The 18,217-nt window shown below is 68.5% G+C and carries 16 protein-coding genes and 6 pseudogenes; 9 read left to right on the top strand and 13 right to left on the bottom strand.

Annotation, left to right across the window (positions count from 1 at the left end):
- Positions 1 to 238: 238 nt before the first annotated feature.
- Positions 239 to 483, top strand: a pseudogene (locus tag AB0I94_RS34600) (kinase); the annotation flags it as partial.
- Between the two features lie 100 nt (positions 484 to 583).
- Here the strand turns inward: AB0I94_RS34600 and AB0I94_RS34595 are convergent.
- The 7 genes and pseudogenes from AB0I94_RS34595 to AB0I94_RS34565 form a co-directional block, all read right to left on the bottom strand.
- A pseudogene (locus AB0I94_RS34595) lies at positions 584 to 869 on the bottom strand (IS5/IS1182 family transposase); the annotation flags it as partial.
- A gap of 65 nt (positions 870 to 934) precedes the next feature.
- Positions 935 to 1,303, bottom strand: a complete 369-nt coding sequence (locus AB0I94_RS34590) for a hypothetical protein (RefSeq protein WP_363313694.1) — start codon at positions 1,301 to 1,303, stop codon at positions 935 to 937.
- Between the two features lie 217 nt (positions 1,304 to 1,520).
- Positions 1,521 to 1,856 carry a hypothetical protein gene (locus tag AB0I94_RS34585; protein WP_363313693.1) on the bottom strand — a complete coding sequence of 112 codons (336 nt, stop codon included), beginning with the start codon at positions 1,854 to 1,856 and terminating at the stop codon, positions 1,521 to 1,523.
- Positions 1,857 to 1,980: 124 nt separating this feature from the next.
- A complete protein-coding gene (locus AB0I94_RS34580; protein WP_363313692.1) occupies positions 1,981 to 2,841 on the bottom strand; it encodes a hypothetical protein in 861 nt (286 codons plus the stop codon).
- Between the two features lie 341 nt (positions 2,842 to 3,182).
- A complete protein-coding gene (locus AB0I94_RS34575) occupies positions 3,183 to 3,962 on the bottom strand; it encodes a heavy metal-responsive transcriptional regulator (RefSeq protein WP_363313691.1) in 780 nt (259 codons plus the stop codon).
- Between the two features lie 250 nt (positions 3,963 to 4,212).
- A complete protein-coding gene (locus tag AB0I94_RS34570; RefSeq protein WP_363313690.1) occupies positions 4,213 to 4,575 on the bottom strand; it encodes a metalloregulator ArsR/SmtB family transcription factor in 363 nt (120 codons plus the stop codon).
- Positions 4,576 to 4,643: 68 nt separating this feature from the next.
- Positions 4,644 to 5,579, bottom strand: a complete 936-nt coding sequence (locus AB0I94_RS34565; protein WP_363313689.1) for a hypothetical protein — start codon at positions 5,577 to 5,579, stop codon at positions 4,644 to 4,646.
- Between the two features lie 410 nt (positions 5,580 to 5,989).
- On the opposite strand from AB0I94_RS34565, the gene AB0I94_RS34560 reads away from it, so the two are divergent.
- Entirely contained in the window at positions 5,990 to 6,310 is a 321-nt protein-coding gene (locus AB0I94_RS34560) for a hypothetical protein (RefSeq protein WP_363313688.1), read from the top strand.
- Positions 6,311 to 6,432: 122 nt separating this feature from the next.
- Here AB0I94_RS34560 and AB0I94_RS34555 read toward each other — a convergent pair.
- The 3 genes and pseudogenes from AB0I94_RS34555 to AB0I94_RS34545 form a co-directional block, all read right to left on the bottom strand.
- Positions 6,433 to 6,828, bottom strand: a pseudogene (locus AB0I94_RS34555) (transposase family protein); the annotation flags it as partial.
- A gap of 99 nt (positions 6,829 to 6,927) precedes the next feature.
- Positions 6,928 to 7,140, bottom strand: a complete 213-nt coding sequence (locus AB0I94_RS34550) for a hypothetical protein (protein ID WP_363313687.1) — start codon at positions 7,138 to 7,140, stop codon at positions 6,928 to 6,930.
- Positions 7,141 to 7,484: 344 nt separating this feature from the next.
- Positions 7,485 to 9,407: an NAD-binding protein gene (locus AB0I94_RS34545; RefSeq protein ID WP_363313686.1), complete on the bottom strand. Its 1,923-nt coding sequence runs from the start codon at positions 9,405 to 9,407 to the stop codon at positions 7,485 to 7,487.
- 479 nt (positions 9,408 to 9,886) lie between these two features.
- On the opposite strand from AB0I94_RS34545, the pseudogene AB0I94_RS34540 reads away from it, so the two are divergent.
- A pseudogene (locus tag AB0I94_RS34540) lies at positions 9,887 to 10,012 on the top strand (IS5/IS1182 family transposase); the annotation flags it as partial.
- Positions 10,013 to 10,616: 604 nt separating this feature from the next.
- Here the strand turns inward: AB0I94_RS34540 and AB0I94_RS34535 are convergent.
- Positions 10,617 to 11,753, bottom strand: a complete 1,137-nt coding sequence (locus AB0I94_RS34535) for a PP2C family protein-serine/threonine phosphatase (protein WP_363313685.1) — start codon at positions 11,751 to 11,753, stop codon at positions 10,617 to 10,619.
- A 201-nt stretch (positions 11,754 to 11,954) separates the two neighbouring features.
- Between AB0I94_RS34535 and AB0I94_RS34530 the strand changes: the two are divergent.
- Positions 11,955 to 12,805: pseudogene (locus tag AB0I94_RS34530) on the top strand (Na+/H+ antiporter NhaA); the annotation flags it as partial.
- A 669-nt stretch (positions 12,806 to 13,474) separates the two neighbouring features.
- On the opposite strand, the gene AB0I94_RS34525 reads toward AB0I94_RS34530, so the two are convergent.
- Both AB0I94_RS34525 and AB0I94_RS34520 read right to left on the bottom strand, forming a co-directional pair.
- On the bottom strand, positions 13,475 to 13,597 hold the full coding sequence (locus AB0I94_RS34525) for a hypothetical protein (RefSeq protein ID WP_363313684.1): 123 nt from the start codon (positions 13,595 to 13,597) through the stop codon (positions 13,475 to 13,477).
- Between the two features lie 500 nt (positions 13,598 to 14,097).
- Entirely contained in the window at positions 14,098 to 14,622 is a 525-nt protein-coding gene (locus AB0I94_RS34520; RefSeq protein ID WP_363313683.1) for a nitroreductase family deazaflavin-dependent oxidoreductase, read from the bottom strand.
- A 156-nt stretch (positions 14,623 to 14,778) separates the two neighbouring features.
- Here AB0I94_RS34520 and AB0I94_RS34515 point away from each other — a divergent pair, with 156 nt between their 5' ends.
- The 5 genes and pseudogenes from AB0I94_RS34515 to AB0I94_RS34495 all read left to right on the top strand — a co-directional run bounded on the left by AB0I94_RS34515 (position 14,779) and on the right by AB0I94_RS34495 (position 18,091).
- Positions 14,779 to 15,837 carry a PP2C family protein-serine/threonine phosphatase gene (locus AB0I94_RS34515; RefSeq protein ID WP_363313682.1) on the top strand — a complete coding sequence of 353 codons (1,059 nt, stop codon included), beginning with the start codon at positions 14,779 to 14,781 and terminating at the stop codon, positions 15,835 to 15,837.
- 64 nt (positions 15,838 to 15,901) lie between these two features.
- Positions 15,902 to 16,432: a MarR family transcriptional regulator gene (locus tag AB0I94_RS34510; RefSeq protein ID WP_363313681.1), complete on the top strand. Its 531-nt coding sequence runs from the start codon at positions 15,902 to 15,904 to the stop codon at positions 16,430 to 16,432.
- 27 nt (positions 16,433 to 16,459) lie between these two features.
- A pseudogene (locus AB0I94_RS34505) lies at positions 16,460 to 16,711 on the top strand (YcaO-like family protein); the annotation flags it as partial.
- The gene (locus tag AB0I94_RS34500) at positions 16,627 to 17,307 is read left to right on the top strand and encodes a YcaO-like family protein (RefSeq protein ID WP_363313708.1); all 681 of its coding nucleotides are present in this window, start codon (positions 16,627 to 16,629) and stop codon (positions 17,305 to 17,307) included. The pseudogene AB0I94_RS34505 and the gene AB0I94_RS34500, both read left to right, overlap by 85 nt.
- Positions 17,246 to 18,091: a TfuA domain-containing protein gene (locus AB0I94_RS34495; protein WP_363313680.1), complete on the top strand. Its 846-nt coding sequence runs from the start codon at positions 17,246 to 17,248 to the stop codon at positions 18,089 to 18,091. The genes AB0I94_RS34500 and AB0I94_RS34495 overlap by 62 nt, the downstream gene beginning before the upstream one ends.
- The last annotated feature ends 126 nt before the right edge of the window (positions 18,092 to 18,217 follow it).

Here is an 18,217-nt window from a genome sequence, read left to right as displayed (position 1 = left end):
GGGTGCGCTCAGGTGGCGGTCAGGGCGGTGCGGGTCGGGTAGCCGAGCTGTGCCGAGACGCTGGCCCCGGTGGTCTGCGGGACGGAGACGAGGGGGCGCGCGACAGCTTCGGCGCGGAGCGCGGCCAGTGCCCGGGCGGGTCGCGGTGTCGGGGGCCCTTATGTGTTTGGCGCGCTCTGAGGCCAGTAGGTTCGTGCGGTCAAGGGCGGGCCGAGCCGTAAGGGTGTGCATGAGCGATAACCATCGAGGTCGGACGCACTGCTACTACCTCAACGTGCCCTTCGAGCAGACGCTGGCGCGGCACGCCACCAAGCCGATCGCCGCGACGTCAGCGAGAGCCAGCTGCGCGAGTGGTACCGGCCGCTCGATCTGCTGCCCGGCGGCATCGAGACCGTCATCGGCGCCGACAGTGCGCTGCATGACACCGTCGACCGCATCATGTGCGACACCGGCCTGGCCGGTCTTCCGGCCCTGGAGCACTGAACCGCAGCTACTTGGAGGCAGCGCGCCGTTGTGCGTCCCGCTCCTGTCGTGCGAGGGCGACAGGTTGGCGGATCAGCTCGTGGAACACGTCGCAGCGCTCAGCCAGGCCGGAGGCACGCCAGGCATGCGCACCCGCGGTGGTGCCCGGTGCCGGGCGGGCCGCCGCGATCACGAGACGGCTGTCGGCGTCCACGATGGCCTGCACGTTCGCCGAGAACCGGTAAGTGCGACTGGACGCCCCGACCTGCCGGTCATGGACCGGGACCAGAGGGCCGTCGACGATCCACAACCGGTCCGTGGGATCGGCCGGGCGGTCGATGGGCTCCAGCGCGAGCAGTGGACCCAGCCGTCGGATCACCCGGCACACGGTCGAGAGGAGGTACTCCAATCCTGCGCTATCACCTCCTGCGCTATCACCGGTCAAGTCTTCGCAGCGTTCGGTCCGTCAGTGTCACGATGGGGGCGGGGGAGTGCAGGAGCCGGCAGGCGGTTCACCCGTCGGCCAGGCGACTGTGAGGAGGTCTGGCTTCGCGCCGGATCGGTCGAATGTGAGTCGGGCGATGGGCATCGCCTTGTTCCAGGGGTTGCCGTTGTCGTCCAGGCAGATCCAGCCGCTGGCTCCTTCCACCTTGTCCTGTCCCTTCAAGGCGGGCCAGGTGGCTCCGACCTTGTCGAGTGACGGAGTGGCGTCAGGTGTCTTGGTGGCATGGCGGATGCCGGCGATGGCTGTGAGGGTCGCATCGTAAGTGGCCACAAGGGCGCCGTCGGTGAGGTCCGCTGGGCCGTCGAGCCTGTTGAAGATCTGCTCGGTCAGCTTCATGAGCTCGGCGGTGGCTTGGGGGAACCACCCGTCTCGGGTACGGACTTGCTCCTCCATGCCTTGGTGTGGAAAGCGGTGGGGTAGTACAGCCTGATCTCTCCGCTACCTGACGGCCCGATGGGGGCAAGGCGTTTGTCCGTGGCGAGCGTGACCGCACCGGGGCCGCTGATGACGTTCAGCTGCCTCGTCCGACACGTCGACGCCTTGCCAAGGGAGTTCAGGAAGCTGCGCAGCGGCAGCGGTCGGCCCGCGCGTCCAGCGCCCGCAGCGGCGTCTCGCCCCGGCGCATCTCACCGCTGTACATGTCCGCTGCGCGGGACTGCAGCTCGCTGATACGGGGCCACAGCACGCTTTCGGGCAGCGCGCGCAGGCGATCCGCCAGTTCCTGGCCCTCGTCCGCGTCCTCGTCCACATACGCCCGAAGGGCCTCCACCGTCCGCTCGGCGAACGGTTCCTTCACCAACGCCGCCGCGACGAGCATCGCTGGCCGTTTGGTCGCCACCAGCCGTTGTTCATCCGCCTGCAGCTCCACGCCTTCCTGCTCCTCACTCATTGCGTAACACCTCGCTCATCCCGGCCCGCCGCAGGCCTGACGCCCGCACATGACGGGAAGGGGAGGCGGCTCACGGCGGATGTGACAGCCAGAGCCGAGAAACTTTGAGAGACCTCGGGGTGACTCACGCGGCGGTCAGCCACAAAGGGGCCGCGGTGCGCAGCTGCAACGGCGCGCCTGCGCTTTTGCCGGATGGCCGCCGCGCTCGCCCCCGCCGCGCGGGCCGCCGCAGCGTCACTGACCGCGCCCGCGGCGCGGTAGTGATCGGTAATCGCGGACACGGCATCGGTGGTGAGGACCTTCTCTGCCAGCGCCCAGACCAGGAGCTCGACCAGTTCGCCCCGCGCGCCGGTGGCTCCTCCACCGGTTCGTCCGCGCTGTACAGGCCGACCGCCTGGGCGGCGCTGGCCAGCAGCACGACCTCGGCCTGGGCCAGAGGGTCCGGCGGCGTCGCCGGCCACCGGGTCGCTCGCGCCGGGCAGTTCCTCGCCGCTGGGAGCGAACTCCCGCCCCAGCTCACGCGAAACGACGTGCCACAACTGCAGGCGCAGATTCCGTGCCAGCTGCCGGCGGCGCCGCGCGATCGGGAAAGGCGCACCACCTGATACAGCGAGGCAATCACCACCTGGGCCACATCGGCGAACGCCTCGCCATCCCGCTGGCACCGCTGCGTCATCCGCACCGCGCCGGGCAGCATCGCCTGCACCACCACCCGCGCCGCCAACTGCGCCTGCTCGCCCTCGCCGTCTGCCCGCTCGGGGAGGACGGTCAGCCAGAGGTCACTGAAGTGCCGTCCCTGTTCCTTCGACTGCTGCTGCAGGTGGTCGTGGAGCTCGTCCAGGCGGTGCGGGGCGTGCTCGTCGAGGACGCCCGCTTCGATCAGCCAGCCGCGCAGCCGGGCGGCGGGGATGGTGCGGTCACACAGCCGGCGCCATTCGGCGTTCAGGCGATGGACCACGTTGGTGTCGAGGTGCGAGGTGTTCACGGCAGGCTCCTTTCGGATCAACTGCCGTGAACCATCGCCATCTCCCCTTACCTGACTGCCTGCCCAATCATGGCAAAAGTCCAGGTCAGAGCCGGGTAATCGCAGATTCACCGGGGTGGGGCACACGTGGGTAACCGGATACGGGCCTCAGCGCCCCGATTACCGGTCCGGGAAATGAGCCAGCCTGCGTTACCTGCGCCCGTGAGGCCTTCGGGGGCAACGGGGCCGAGACGCTTGTCCGGTAACTCCGGGACAGCACACAGCGCAGGCGGCCACCGCGGCGATACCGGCGCCGTCCGTCCCCCAAGGGCGTGGGCGGCGTGGCGAGGAGACAGGATGGCTCATGCGGTCACTCCGAACAGAGCGGCCAGCAGCGGCGACGCTGCTGCGGGCGCGCGCACGGTCAACTTCAGTGCGGCGGGACTCAGATGCAGGGTGAAGTCGAAGAACGCACAGCAGCCCTGCTCGGCCGCCGCCAGAACGGCGATCTGCCCGGCCAGCTCAGCACTCGCCGGGAACGTGAACCGCAGACCGTCGGGGATCTCCTCGCGGGTCTCGGCCTGTTCCACCAGCTGCCGCCACTCCTGGGTGCGGCCTTCCAGCTCGTGGCCACCCAGGGTGCAGGCCACCGGCGCGTCCCGCCACGGCTCTGCCGCCGGTGCCGGCGCGGCGGGCCGGGTGCGCGACAGCGTCACCGGCACCGGCCCGGCAGCGGCGGGGGTGGTGGTGCAACCGCAGTCCGGCCCGCACCCGCCTTCCGGCGCCGGACCCGACAGGTCCGTGTGCACGGCGGCCAGGTGCGCGGAGAATGCCGACAGCTCGGCCATCCGGCCCTCGGTCTCCGCTATCCGACCCGCCACCAGCGGCACCATCCGCGTGCGGACTGCCGCACACACCCCCTCCTCCCGGACGTCCAGGAGCTCGCGGATCTCCTCCAAGGCCAGGCCCAGGAGCTTGGCCGAGGAGATGAAACCCAGGCGCTCGACAGCGTCTTCCCCGTACACGCGGTAGCCCGACGGGGTCCGCTTGGCCGGGAGCAGTCCGGCGTCCTCGTAGAAACGCAGCGTGGTGGCGGGAACGCCGCAGCGTTCCGCCAGTTGCGAGATCCGGTAGGTGCTCATGTCTCGGACGGTAAACCTTCAACTCAACTCGAAGGTCAAGTCCCAACGCGGGCGGTGCCAGGCCGGGGCCGCCCCGCAGCGGTCACGCTCGGCGACTCTCACAAACGAACATCGGTGCGAGTTCTGCGACAGCCGCCGGAGTGATCACGTTCCCGCCGGTCGCCATTTGCAAAAGCCCTCTCGAAACGCGCATGTCCTGCTGTCCTGGCGCAAGCGTTTGCGATGACCTGCTCCCATGAATGAGGGCAGTTCAGACGACGTACTGCCGCAGCATCTGTCCCATAGCGGCAAGGACGGCGGGCTCGACGCGGTAGTACACCCACGTCCCGCGCCTCTCGGAGGCCAGCAGACCCGCTTCCCTGAGCTTCTTGAGGTGGTGGGAGACGGTCGGCTGCGAGACACCGACGTCGGAGATGTCGCACACGCACGCCTCGCCGCCCTCGTGTGAGGCGACCGACGAGAACAGCCGCAGCCGCACCGGATCGCCGAGCGCCTTGAACATCGCGGCTGTACGTACCGCCTCCTCCGCGGTCAGAGACCGTTCTGTCAGTGGCGGACAGCACGGAACCACGGTCTCGGGTTCGAGGACCGGCAGCACCTTCGTATTCGACATGTATCTATGTTGACACACGTCGAACCAAGGTGACGAGGGGTGCGATGGCACCGATGCCGACCTGGAGGTCAGAATCCGGCTGCCGCGGGAGCCTTGCGGACGTAAGCGGCTAGCGGCGGTATGACGTACTCGGCATCCCGGCTGACGCCGCGCAACGTGTTGGAGGAGAACGAGCGCTGGAATTCCAGGCCGAGGTAGACCAGGCCCGGGTGGGTCGTGGAGATGCCGTTACTGTGCAGGGGCGCGCCGTCCGCGTCGAGGGCACCCAGCTTCTTCAGGTAGCCGAGGTGGGGCCGGTATCCCGTGGCGAGCAGCACCACATCGACCTCCTCCCGGACGCCGTCGGACCACACCACCGCGTTGCCGTCGAGTGCGGTGAAGATCGGTCGTCGGTCCAACTTCCCTGTGGTCAGGGCGCTTTCGTAGGTGCCGGTGTCCATGACGAGGGTGTCGCCGGCGAAGTGGATGAGCCACTCGGGCGGCAGGTGGTCGAAGCCAGTGCTCGTCAGCCAGTGGTGGATGTCCTTACCTTCGCGCACCTGGGGCAGGAGCTGGACGGGCGTGCGGGTGGCCAGGGTCACCGTGGCTACCTCCGCCAGCTCGTAGCCGACCTGGACGGCCGAGTTCCCGCCGCCCACCACGATGACCCGCTTGCCCTCATAGGGGGCGGGCCACTGGATCAGCCCGAGGTCGACCAGTTCTTGGGCCAGCGTGCGCCTGTCGCCGTTCTTGTGGAGCAGCGTGAGCACCTGACGACGGTGTGCCGCCGACTCATCGTGACCGTGCACGAACCAGTCGGCCAGGCTGAGGCCCGTCGTGGCGCGCGTCTCACCGTGTCGGTCGCGTGTCTCCCTGAACGTGGCCAGGGCCATGCCGTGCTGCCGTCGGCTCTCGTGACAGTGTCCGCGCGACCCGGAGCTGGGTGTGAGACCGCCCAGTGCCTCTGCGGCCCCGTGCACGTCGCCCAGTCCCTCGAAAGGGCCCAGTGCACGACTGTGCTGCATCGGCGCCTCCCGGTGGCAGCCGACTGCGTCGTAGACGTGCCCGAGGTCGCACATGAGGTGCCCCTGCTGGGCCCGTTCGCCGACGAGCCGTCAGGTGTCCTCGTGCCGGAGCCCCGACGCGCCGTCTTCCCGGCTCGCACACCGCAGCCCGATCGCCTTTACAAGAACCCCTTACTCACAGTCAATCGTGACTACGAAGAGTAGTAAGCTGACTCGCCTCGACGTTCAGGGCGGTTACCACTTCCCGGGCGCCGCCGTAGGTCGACCGGCCCGCTCAGCACATGGTGCGGCGGGCGCCGTCTTCCTCACAACCTCATCGGCTTCGTCCAGAGGAGAGTCTTATGCGTCACCGCTTGGTATATGCCTGCGCAGTTCTGTCGACAGTTGCAGCTGTGGGGCAAACTGCTGCAGTGGACCGGGCGCAGGCGCCGGAATCCGCAGGATGCGGGAGTGACAAGGCGGCCTGGGCCGGAACTTATAAGGACGCCGAGAAAAGAGGCACCTTTCGCTTCCTGAAGGACGGCACCGCCACCCTGACCTCGCAGAGTGGAGCAGCACGCTCCTTCACGTTTCAGGTAATCCAGTACACGAAGGGCGACTGGCGCGCCCGCCTATCGTTCGCTGACAACGGCCAGCGCCTGGCGGACCTCGTTCCCCAGTGCACTTTTCGCGCACCCGGTCGTGTGAGTCGGTTCGACCTGCTCGGTCAGGGCAACTTCGAACGCAGCTGAGCTTTCGGATGTGGCTGTCCGCTGAGAGAGCATCTGATCTAGGCAGTTGGTGTTCTGGGATGGTTGTGTGACTGGTGGCGTTGGTGTTCGTTGGTTGAGGCGTGAGGGAGCGTTTTCCAACCTCACGCTGATGCGTGGTGAAGGATGAGGACGGCCTTCACCAGGTCGGTGATTCGGTTGGTGCTGCAGCGGAGTTTCCGCAGGAGGCGCCAGCCCTTGAGGGTGGCCATGGCTTGCCCGCCGAGGCAGCGGATCTTGGCGCGGGTGGTGTTGTGGCGGCGCTTTCATCCCTTGAGGCGGCGGCTCCGAAACGGAACCCGGACGGGTCCGCCGGCGCTTTGATATGCCTTGTCCGCCCAGCATTTGAGCCCTGCGTCGGCGAGGGCTTCGATGACCCCGTGCGTACGGGCGGCGGTCAGGTCGTGGGTCGAGCCGGGCAGAGCTGGCGCGGCCCAGAGTAGTCGTCCGAAGGGATCGGTGAGGACCTGGACGTTCATGCCGTGGCGTTTGTGCGGCCCCACTTGTACCGGTTTTACATGGAGTCAAGTGCTGCCCAGGACGAGAAGCTAGTGCGGCTTGTACGAGCTCGGGGGTGGGCGGGTGGAGCCGCGTTCTTGTCATCGTGGTCGGGGCGAGCGCCTGCTGCTGAGGTCGTAGGCGATCAGGAGCAGGATGGCGATGCACACGAGGCCGACAGCGGTGTAGGAACACGCCGCGCGCACCCCACGCGACGCACCGGCGAGGTCCGGTACTGCGGCGGCGAGCACAGCGGCGTCGAACAGCAGGCCTGCAGCGCCGAGCAGTCTCGTGGGGCCGGGGCGGCGCCTCACAGGGGGGCGTCCAGCCCGCAAGGAGGACGGCACTCGGAATGAGTACGACGAGAGTGCAGGCACTCAACGCGATCCAGGTCATGGCGCCGGGTGTTCGTCCGCGTGGAGGCTGATCAAGTGCGGTGTCCCGCCTTGGTGAGCGTCGTAGCGGTGCATCTGGTGATGCCGGTCTTGGGCAGGAGAAGCGTGCCGCCGACCAGGCTTCCCGGCCCACCTGTGCCGATCGCATCCGCAGGGCGGTCATCGCCGGGCCCGGCGCAGCCCGACTCTCTGAGCGTATTCGTGTGGACGGGACAGTCGGCGAACGCCGACTTCCATGGTCTTTCCGCTACTTCAAAGCCGGCCTACGGTTCCGTCGAGCCGGTCCGGGCCGGGGCCCGTCGGCCGAGGAGCTCGGCCAGTCCCTGGCGGGTGGCGGCAAGCACGACGCGGTCCTGGGGGCGCAGTACGTATCCCGGATGGAGGTCCCACACCAGCCCGGTGGGGTGGCCGGTGCCATCGTCGGCCGGTGATGTCGCCAGGTCGGGCAGACGCTCGTGCGGTGCCGCGGGGTCCAGGGCGAGCACCCGCCAAGCACCGGCCCGGAAGGACTCCGTGATGGTCCGCCCTTCGAGATTGGGGTGCCCCGCGACATCAAGGGCCGCGAACAGCAGCACCCGCCGCTCGACCGGGATGGCGCCCAGGATCTGGCGGCCCATCATCGCGCCGGCGAATGCGGGGGCGGCGAGGGTGGAGACGCTACGGCTGCGGGTGAGGGCCTGGGGGTGGGCGGCGCGCAGGGTGCGGTAGACGGCGGTGGCGAACGTGTCGTCGTAGAGGCGCAGGGCCACGCGCACGCCAGGCTTGACCGACCGTGCGTAGAGGGCTGCCTCGAGGTTGGTGGTGTCGCTGCTGGTGAGGGCGAGCAGCGCGTGCGCTCGGTGGATCTTGGCGGCTTCCAGGACGCCCTCGTCGGTGACGTCGCCGATGACGGTGGGGACGCGCAGGCGGCGGGCGAGGGGGATGCCGCGGGCTTCGGGGTCTTCTTCCACGCAGACGACGGGGATGCCGAGTTCGCGGAGGCGGGCCAGGACGCGGGTCCCGATCTTGCCGAGTCCGAGCAGGACCACGTGGCCGGAGAGCCCGCGGGGCGGCCGGCGCAGAGAGGAGGCGGTGCGGAAGGTGCCAAGGGCTTCGAGGACGGCGGCAAGGAGCACAGGAAGGAGCAGCAGCCCGGCCAGCCCGGTGAGAAGTTGGAGAATCTGCCGGGCGGTGGGTTCGCCGAGCGCGGGGTCGTCGATGGCGAACAGGTCGAGCAGGGTCAGGTACCCGGCGTGCAGGGGGTGGGTGTTGCCGGTCAGCCAGTTCGCCACTGCCAGGCCGAGGACGCAGGCCATGAGCCCGGCCACCGACCATCGCAGGCGCGGCGAGAAGAGCGACCTGATCGGGAATCCGCGGGCTGCCAGGCGGCTGGGCGGTAGGGCGGGACCGGCGTGCGAGATGGCCTCCAGGACAACGGTGCCTCGGCCGGTCGCGGCGGCGACCGTTCGATCGTCGGGCAGCAGCAGAGGTGCGTCCTGCCCGCCGTCGTCCGAACCCTCGGCTCCGGACGGGTCGTTGGTGGTCGACGAGAGAAGGGCGAGTGTGCACAGGCCGGGGTCGGCGACTTCTCCGCGGCGCGGCGGGGTGCGTTCCACGGCACGCAGGAGCAGTCCGTCGGCCTGGACGATTTTGCTGGTCCCGGCGACGGCGGTAGCGGCCAGGGCGGGGGCCGCGGTGTCGGCGTCGGAGAGGACGGTGGTTGAGGTGTCCAGCGTCGCCAGATCCAAGGTGGGGGAGGCGACTGTGGCGGCCTGGTCGAGGAGCTCCTCCAAGTGCTGGCCCAGCTTGCGGTTGTAGAGCCGGATCACCAGACGCAGGCGGGGATTGAGACGGCGGGCGGCCAGGGCGGCGCGGATGTTGATCTCATCCTGGTCGTACACCAGCGCCAGCGCGGCGGCGTCGTGTACACCTGCCTCGATGAGCGTTCCCTCGTCGGGCTCCGGTGCCTCAAGGACCTGGGGCGCTTCAGGCGGCGGATCGCCCACGCCCGGTGCACCGGCCCCGCGTGTCATGACGGCTTGCATCCGACTCAGCAGAGCGGCGGCCCGTGCTCGCCCGGCCGGTCCGGAACGTGGGCCGTCGACCGCACGTGCGGCTGGGACGACGACCGTCACGCGCTCGCGGTACACCGAGCGCAGCTCGGCGGCGAGACGTTCGGTGAGCGCGTCGTCACCGCACACGATCATGTGCCCCCTCCGCGGGAGACCTTGCGCCTGACCTGGAAGCACGGGCTCCTCGTCGGGGGTGAGGCGAGCGGGTCGCTGGTCGCCGTGGCTCACGTCTCTTCCTCTCCTTCGGTGCTGTGCGCCCCTGCCAGGAAGAGAGCCGGCCAGGTCGCGGCGGCGACGGCGAAGACGACGCCCAAGGGCAGCAGCGAACCACGTTTGATCATGAAAACCAAGGTAGTTGAGTACGTCGCCATCGCGATCAGGCCGAACAGGAGCAGCACCGTCAGCGCGACCAGACCGCATAACCACCTCTGGTGCACGACGTCCAGCCACCCTGACGGCGACCACGGTACACAGAGGCCGTCGATCGCGAGCGTGAGCGATCAGTGCGGATGAAGACCGAGCGCCCTCGCAATATGTGCCCGACCCTGCGGGTCGGAAGGCCACTTCGAGCCCGGCCGTGTGCCAATGGACGAAACCCGGAGCAAGTCCGGGCCTCCCAAGGCGGCTTACCAGGCACCGGACTCATGATGCCGCACCGCCGCCGGGCCGACGAGGGGCTGCCCGACTGGAAACAGCGGCACAACCGCTCGCACAAACAGGTCCGTGCCCGCGTCGAGCACTGCGCCTGCCGAAAAGTCCATCCGTGCAGTTCAAGCGACATCTTGGTACTCGTGCAAAACTCCCCCGAGGCGGCCTCTCCGGCGGACGTCGAGGTAGGGGGTCTGTGTGCGGGTGAGCGGTTCGGGGTTACTGCGCAGAGGTGCTCCCCGTCTATCGCTTGGTCGGACCGGTGAAGGTTGTAGTGCAGTTCAAACTGGCGAAGTGCGTGACACAGATGACGCTCGTTCCAGACGAGAATCAGTCCAGTGCGCACGACCCCGATGCTGGCGTTGCTCAGGATCTCGTCGAAGAGGACGGGGTACTTCGCATCCCGCGCTCTGATCAGGTAATCGACGGTGGCTTTGGCGTCTGCCAGGTCCATGGCCAGGTTGCGGGCGGCCTGAGTCACCAAGGCTGCGGTGGGGGGGGGCGGTGGCATCGACGATCCGGACGCGGCGGTCGGCGTGTTCGATGACGGCGAGGATGTACTGGCGCCTGCCCCCGCTCATCGCTATACCCTGCAGATCGCGATAGTCGGCGCCCGGCTACTGGGCTGGTCCAAGCGACAGATGCGAACCCGCTGTCCCAAGGCTCTGTCCCGAACCCGCGTTTCGGGTGTTCCCTTCAGACCCTGGCTCGGTCGCAGTCGGGTGGGGCTTCGACATGGTCCGAGGCAGGGTCGGCGTGGAGAGCGGTCGTTACGTGGCGGAACTCGCGCTTCCCTACTTGGAGGAGGAGCAGCATAGCCTCGTCCCGCAGGTCGTCGCCCGAATGTCGGCTGAGGGCGGTCACGAGGGCGTCGAGCAGTGCGGCAGGCGGACGATCTGTATGAGCGGCCGCCCAGTCGCGCAGCGGGAAGGGCCCGCCCTGCGCGTTCACCATGGCGTCCAGTCCGTCCGTGTACAGGAGCAGCCGCTTGGCGGGGCTCACCGTAAAGGACGTGGTGTACACGGCGCAGCCGTGCGGAACGAGATTGAACAGCCCGAGCGGAGGCAGTGGGGTGAGCACGTTCAGCTCGCGGACGTCGCCCCTGTCGGAAAGTAGCAGGGGGGGTGGGTGCCCGCAGCAGACGAGCTCTGCGCGGTCGTCGTCGTGGAACGTGACGAGGAGCGCCTTGGCGAACCGTTCGGTGCGCTTGGCCAGATCCGCATCGAGACGGCGTGCGATCTCAGCGAGGCTTGGCTCGGTTGCCGCCAGCCGCCTCCACTGGTCGAGGAGTTGATCACCAGCGGTCCGTGTGGCTTCGTCCTTGCCCATCAAGTCGGCGACCAGGATGCGTGTGCCGTACGGGCTTTCGCGCGCGTCGCACAGGTCGGCCACCATGATGGTCCGGTTCGCCTGCGGCACGGTCCGCAGGGCCAGCTGGAAGTCGCCGATCGAGTACGTTCGGGCACCTGGCGCCGACGGTCGTCTCGAAGAGTAGACGGGGCCCGGCGGCTCTGACGGCGGCACGGGGGCAGCCGCCGGAGGCGGTTCGGCAGAGTGCAGCCGGAGCTGGAGCCGGTGGCTGATCAAGGTCAGCAGAGCGATGTTCCCGAAGGTGGCGAGCAGGACGAAGGGGCGGCTGCGCCAGTCGACCGCACCGCTCACCAGGGCACCGCTCAGGGCCAGCCCTCCTGCGAAAAGCGGCCACCGCAAGGGACGGTCGGCAGGCACGGCCAGGCTCAGAACGGGAACGGCCACCAAGGCGACAACGATGCCGCGGTGGTGCTCGTGGAAGGTCAGGTCCAGCGAAACCAGCAAGGCCGTGACGAAAGCCAACAGCAGACCGGAAGCCAAAGGCGAACGGGCATGCGCGAGCTGGCAGTTCATCATCGGCACCTTTCTGCCTGTCTGTGGCGGACAGGCTACGACGTAGTGGCAGAAGCGTGGGATAGGAGTCCGTTTCTGATCGAAAGTATTCGTTGGCTGCAGGACTGTCATCTGACCGGGCTGGACGGAGGCAGTGGTGTTCCATCGCCTATGCAAAGCTACGCGGGATGCTGGTTGTTGGGGCATGCCAAACGAGCGGTGCTGCCGTGGGCCGGGCGGCAAACAGTCACCGAAACCCTGCGTACGGAGACAGTCGGCGGACTGGTCCTCCTCGCCGTTGCCGTCGTCGCGCTCGTCTGGGCAAACAGCCCGTGGAGCGCGGCGTACACGGGCATACGCGATTTCCACTTCGGAATACCTGCCCTGGGGCTGGACCTCTCGGTCGGCCACTGGGCAGCCGACGGCCTGCTCGCCATCTCTTTCCTGATCGCCGGAATCGAGCTGAAACGCGAACTCGTAGTCGGTGAGTTGCGGACTCCCGCCACTGCCGCCCTGCCTGTCATCGCCGCTGTCTGCGGCATGGTCGTCCCCGCTGGCCTCCACGCCCTCACTGCCACGGTGGGAGGCGGAAGCCTTGATGGCTGGGCGGTGCCGATGGCCACGGGCATCGCCTCTCCGGAGTCCACGCCACCGTCGCCGGCGCCATGGGCCTCATCCTGCGCACCAACCGTGACAAGGACGAGAAGATGACACCGGCCGCCCGCGTCTCCCACTGGCTGCACCCGGTCTCCGCAGGCGTCACAGTCCCACTGTTCGCCCGCTTCACCGCAGGCGTCACCGTCTCAGGAGATGCCTCGACCATCGTGTTCACCGATCCCGAACCCCTGGGTGTCGTCATCGGGCTCGTCGCGGGCAAGATCCTCGGCATCTACCTCACCGCACGCTTCACCCGAGCTGAGCTCAATCCCGACCTGGCATGGGCCGATGTCTTCGGGCTCGGCACCCTGGGCGGCATCGGTTTCACCGTCGCCCTCCTGATCGGTGAACTTGCCTTCCCCGGCCGCGGGCAGGCCGAACACATCAAGGCTGCTGGGTGCAGACCACCGCCAGAGCGTCCTCGGGCGGCGGATATGGACATCCGCCACACCCGCACGGTCAGTCAGCCGCCGGTAGGCGCAGTCGGCTCGATCTCGACATTCTCCACGGTCACGCCATTCTCGTTTGTCGTCACGCTGCGCCCCTCTCCAGGGTCGGATCGCAAGGCATCCCCTGGTGCACGGTTCGGCTCCGCTTGCCCTGGCTTCATCTACTCTTCACGATGCAGGCTCCTTGGTTGGCGTAGCTGCTCTGGGCCCAATGCAGTGGTTGTGGGCAGATGCCGACCTCTCCGGACCAGTCGCAGTCGTAGCTCACGCCCGAGTAGCCACCGGTTCCATACCAGCCGCCGCCGCACGGTCACCGCCCTTGCCCGCGTGGGCACTTGGGCTCCGGCAGCCCTGACCGCGTGCCAGTGCCGATCGCAGTACGCCTCATCGCACTCGGGGTAGAACCCGGCGCCCCCCTTCAGGCCCGCCGTGCGCGCCCGGGCATAGGTCCGCGGATCCATGAACGCCACCCAACGGTTCGGCGACACTTGCCGCGAGTTCGTCGTGGTCGGCCGACCGGCCTCGGGGATCATTCCTTTCGCGTTTACTTCTCCAGGAGTTCACCGTGTCCCTGTGCCTCTCGGACTAGCTGTTGCGGCAGCCCTTCCGCAGGCTCTCGGAAGGCTTGAAGTCGTCGGCACGACTCTTGGCCCAGAGGTCCAACAACTGCGTGCCCTGTTCGGTGAAATCCATGGGCGGTCGCTTCATGCCACGATGGCGTCCTGCGCACCTCTTCAGTTCACCCGACGGTCACTAGGCGGATGGCGTGGGCCATGCCGCCGGTACCTCGGAAGCGGTCTGCGAAGGGAGTTCGCCGGATGTGTTCTCGGACTCCTGGGGTGTGATGTCGCCTGGTCGGTCATCCGAGGGATCGGTGTCGGTGGAATGTCGGGAGACGGTGGTGAGGACCGCCACCAGTACGGCGGCCGAAACGAGTATCCGTCCGACGCGACGGCGTCGGGCCTGTGTGCCCAGTTCCCGCCACGCGGGCCACCCGGACGGATCTTGCGGATGCCAGGGTTCACCCACCATACGCAGACGCTCTGTCGTCGCGGGTGCGACTGGATCGACATCTGTGTCAGTGATGCCTGCCAGAGCAACGCGTTCTTCGGCCGACGGTTCCCTTGGGGCGGAGCAACGTATGGCCTGCTCGCTGTCCGAGAGGAACCGCTGCCACACGTCGTCGGGCTCGGGTGCCTCGTCGGGTATCACGGCAGAGGCCGGTCGGACGCGGCGTCTAGACACACGAAGGGGATATGGTGGCCGGCCCGGCGGTAGGACTCCACGCTGCCGTCGACGTCGAAGCCGATGAAAGCGCACAGGCGCCTGGCTGCGCGCGAGTGAAGCGGCGCGTAGCGGGCCATGGCCTCACCGCCCTCGGCCTCGGTGAGGAAGTGGGCAGTGAGGGCGTGGAGGCGGTTGCCTACCTGGACCATGGTCTTCGGCGTCTTGCGAAGGTTCTGGTACCAAGCGGATCCGGTGCCGAACCCGGAAGCGATCGTCCAGCTGCTCTGCTCGGGATCGTGACTGACGACCTCCAGGACCACCCTCTGGTCGAGTCCGCTGGCACGTCCGATGTGGTGCAGGAGCGGAAGACGCTTGCCGAACAGGTAGCCGAGCCCCACGCGGTAGAGGCCGATGGGGAGGCGGGCCAGTCGCCGTCGCCATCTGTGCGGCAGTTGGGGGCGTCGCACGGCCGGTTGTGGGTCTGTGGCGCGCTGTTCTGCCATCATTGCCTCGCCCTCCCTGGGGGCTGCGTGTTGGATTCAATCGGGTAACGAGCGTGCTGCTTTGTTCCTTAGCTGACGCGATCTTTGCATAGTCTAAATGTGGGGAGGGTTGCTCGGTGAAGGCGGCCCGAAGCTTGTGACGACACTGCCGGGAGCGCCATGACCACTGCGGAGCACGAGGAGGGACGCCTCGTCCTTTCCTGGTTGCCGGTCGTGGTGATGGCGGTCGTGACTGTCGTGGACCTCACGGCCGGTCCTGGGGTGGGGTTCCTCCCGCTGGTGTCGCTCGGGCCTGCCTTCGCCGGGCTGATCGGCAGCTGGCGGCGCACCGCGTCGTACGGCGTGGCGGCGCTGCTGCTGTGCGTGGCCCTCGGTACGTATGACGGTCTCTTCGACACCCGGCGCGGCTACACGGCGATGGCGTCGGTCGCCGGAGTGACGCTGGCCGGGGTCATCGCGGCAGGGATGCGCGGGCGGCGCGAGGCGGAGCTGGCCAGTGTCCGCTCGATCGCGGAGGTGGCGCAGCGTGTGCTGCTGCGCCCGGTACCGCGGACCGCGGGACCGCTACAGGTCGCCGTCTCCTATACATCTGCGGTCGCGGAGGCGCGAATCGGCGGTGACCTGTACGAGGTCGTGGCCTCCCCGTACGGCGTGCGGGTGATCGTCGGAGACGTGCAGGGCAAGGGACTCGCCGCGGTGGAGACGGCCGCCCTGGTACTGGGCGCCTTTCGCGAAGCGGCGCACGACGAGCCGGACCTGGTCGCTCTCGCCGCCAGGCTGGAGCGCAGTGCGGCCCGGGAGGCAAACGGCGAGAAGTTCGTGACCGCGGTCCTCGCCGAAGTGCGGGCCGAGGAACGGACTGCCGTGTTGCTGAACTGCGGGCATCCGGCCCCGATGCTCGTACACTCCGACGGTGCCGTCGACTTCCCGCGCCCGCCCGACTACGCGCTGCCGCTGGGCCTGGGCGTGCATGGAGGCGAGCCACCCCGTTCGTTCCGCGTCGACTTCGCCCCGGGCGACCAACTCCTGCTCTACACCGATGGTGTGACCGAGGCCCGCGACGCGGACGGCACCTTCTTCCCGCTGAACGAGCGGGCCGGCCTACTCAAGAACCCGGAGGCCGAGGCCGCGCTCGAGGCACTGCGCGAGGACGTGGTGCGGCACTCCAGCGGCCCCTTGCACGACGACGCGGCCATGCTGCTGCTGCGCTACCGGTGACGGTGGACGATGAACATCGAAAGGCGAAGGGCCCGCTGCCCCGCGGACAGGGTAGAAAAGTGTCATGACCAGGAAAGCGGCTCCGGCAGAGCGCATGGACGATGTGGATGCGGTGACCCGTGCGGTGCTGACGGCGTCGCGGGTGTTGGTGGCGGTGTCCGCGCGCTCGCTCGCCGAGGTCGAAGACCGGGTGACCTTGCCGCAGTTCCGCATGCTGGTGGTGCTCTCTTCCCGTGGGGAGAGCAAACTCGTCGCACTGGCCGAGCTGTTGGGCGTGGCCCCGTCGACGGCGATGCGCATGGTCGACCGCCTGATCGCGGCCGGGCTCGCGGACCGGCAGATCAACCCCGACAACCGTCGCGAGACCCTGCTGCGGCTCACCGACGAAGGTCGCCGCACGGTGGAGGACGTCACCGCGAGGCGCCGTCAGGAAATCGCGTCGATCGTCGAGAGGCTCGCTCCGCAGCAGCGGACGGCGCTCGTCGACGCGTTGACCGACTTCAACCAAGTGGGCGGCGAACCACTGGCACCGTCCCTGAACGAAGGCACGGACCTTCATCCGCTGGGATGGGGTGAACAACCGACGGCAGGCTGACTGGCAGCGAACCGGGTCCTCCTGCCCGTGGCATCGAAGGACAGAAGATCTGGAGCGCATGACCGTACGGCCGTGTACGAGACCGCTATCGCTACTGGATCTCCGCGCGCTCTGCTCTCGACAACGCCGAGACCTTCGTGCCCGAGGCTGCGGTGCGGCTGGGCCGCACGGTCCACGACGACTGGCGCCAGCATCTGCCCAGCCTCCACGAACGGCCTGGCGTCCGGGAACACCCGAGCCGAGGCGATCGCACACGGCCTGTACGAGGTGATCGAGCGCGACGTCCTGTCCGGCCTCACCGGCGCGGCTCAGGCCGAGCTGGTGGACGCGTCGACGCTGAACACCCGTACTGCGCGGCCCTGTTGGAGCGGTTCGCCGAGCGAGGATGCTGGTGGGAGCTGCGTCACGTGCCCAACCGGTACGGAGTTCCGGTGATGTGCTGCCACCTGTGGCGCGAGGACCAGTCCGCGGCCGTCGTCGCCGGTTCCGGCGCTCACCCGGACCCGGGTATCGCCCTCTCGCGGGCGATCACCGAGGCCGCGCAGACCCGGCCCACGCTGATCAGTGGGAGCCGCGAGGACAACCAGCCGCTCGTCTACCGGCCCGGCCCACACCGTGCCCCCGCTTCCTCCGCCGGGAACTTGACGCCGTGGCCGGAGATCGCGAGCCGCTACGGCGCCCCCGCCGACACCGACACCGAGCTCGCGCACGATCTGGCGACCGCCGTGACCACCGCGACCGGACGGGCATCGCTGGTGGTGGATCTGACCTGGGGCCCGTACGAGTGCGCGGAGTTCGCCGTGGTCAAGGTGTGTGCCCCCGCCCTGCGTTACACCGCCCGGCACACCATGCCCCGCCCGAAGCAGGTGGCCTGATGAGCACGCATGTCTTCGCCGGGCCGTGAAGGGTGGCGACCGTGTCCTGATCATCGATGGGCTGTGGCACCAGAGCGCACCGGTGCGGCACAAGGAGATCATGCTGCTCGTGGCCCAGAGCGTCGCCGTCTACGGGGCATCCAGCATGGGCGCGCCGCGCGCCGCCGAACTGGCGCCGTACGGCATGGTCGGCATCGGCCGGATCTATCGGGCCTTCCGTAGCGGGCTGCTGGACGCCGATGACGACGTCGCCGTCCTGCAAGAGCCGAACGGACGGCCGCTGACGCAGGCCCTGGTGAACCTCCGTGCCGCCTTCGAACGCGCCGCAGATGCCGGTCACATCACCGAGCCCGAGGCGCAGGCCCTGACCGAGAACGCGCGCCGGCTGCCCTACGGCCGATGGACCCGCACCGCGCTGGGCCGTCTCATGGCCGAGCGCGGCGTCGGCGACGTCTACGTGAGAGCCGACATCTGGGGATGCGGTACCCCGCACGACCTCAAACGCGAGGATGCGGAGACCGCCCTGCGCGTCCTGGCCAATGGTAAGTTCTCCACCGCGGAGGCAACGGCTCCGGCGTGGGCGAAGGAGCGGTGGCGGACCAGCTTCGTTCGTTACTGGGTGCAGCCTTCATCCCTGCCACGGACAGCGGTCTTCCTTTCCTGCCGCTGCTCCAGCACCAGCAGCTCTACGATCCTGCATTTCCCCGGCGTTGGCGCACCCATGTGCTATCCCGCCTCGTCGTCGCCGATGGCCAACGCGCCACCTCCACGAAGGGGCTGTTGAGGACTTCGCGGCCCGCCGCGGCCTGGTGCTGGCCGATCTCACCGGCGAGCAGCTCGGCTACTGGCTCACCGCGTACGAGCGATCACATGTGGGGCCGGGCGCGCAGCTGCTCCGTCTCGTGGTGCG

Source organism: Streptomyces sp. NPDC050147, from assembly GCF_040660195.1.
Classification (GTDB): domain Bacteria; phylum Actinomycetota; class Actinomycetes; order Streptomycetales; family Streptomycetaceae; genus Streptomyces.
Note: the sequence above shows the minus strand (reverse complement) of the source record. Positions and strands in the feature narration are given on the sequence as shown.